This window comes from Microbacterium sp. BF1 (assembly GCF_019279095.1).
In the GTDB taxonomy this organism is placed as follows: Bacteria; Actinomycetota; Actinomycetes; order Actinomycetales; family Microbacteriaceae; genus Microbacterium; species Microbacterium maritypicum.
On sequence record NZ_JAGYWT010000827.1, the window covers coordinates 1 to 622 of the forward strand.

General features: G+C 71.4%; 1 pseudogene. It reads right to left on the bottom strand.

The features are described 5' to 3' along the window. A pseudogene (locus KZA10_RS17035) lies at positions 1 to 492 on the bottom strand (transglutaminase domain-containing protein); the annotation flags it as partial. Between the last annotated feature and the right edge of the window lie 130 nt (positions 493 to 622).

Below are 622 nucleotides of genomic sequence, written 5' to 3' on the forward strand. Positions count from 1 at the left end.
GCAGGTGGCCTGGGCGCTGATCCCGGCCACCTGCGACAGGCGCAGCGCGAGCGACGCGGTCACCGTGGTGAACACGAGCGCCAGGAGGAAGGGGACCACGAGGTGACCGTCTGCCGCGGCGACGGGCGCCACGGTGGTGAGCATCTGCTTCCACGCGGTGACCGTCCCGAGCGCGAGCTTCTGCAGCGTCTCCAGCGTCGGGATGAAGCCGAGGATCGAGGTCTGCGGCAGGGCGAACGCGCCACCGAACAGGAAGTAGGCGGCGACCGTGAGGCCCGCGATGATCAGGATGCCCCAACGGCGCCAGGTCGTGACCGCCGCGATCGCGAGGCCGAGCACGACACCGCCGACCACGGCGGGGAGGAAGGACGGACCGGCGAACGTCGGCCAGAAGCCGACCAGTGCGGTGATCACCAGGAGAGCGGAGGCCCCGAGATCGAGGATCCAGCGACGCACGGGAAGACCGGCGAACGCGGCGGAGGATGCGGTCATGCGAGCACCTTCTGCAGGGCGAGGGGGATCTGTTCCAGCGCACCGACCGTCACGACGTCGGCATCGCCGATGCGGCGCAGGGCCGGAGCGGAGGCGGTGGTGTCGGCGACGACCACGAGCACGCGGGCGC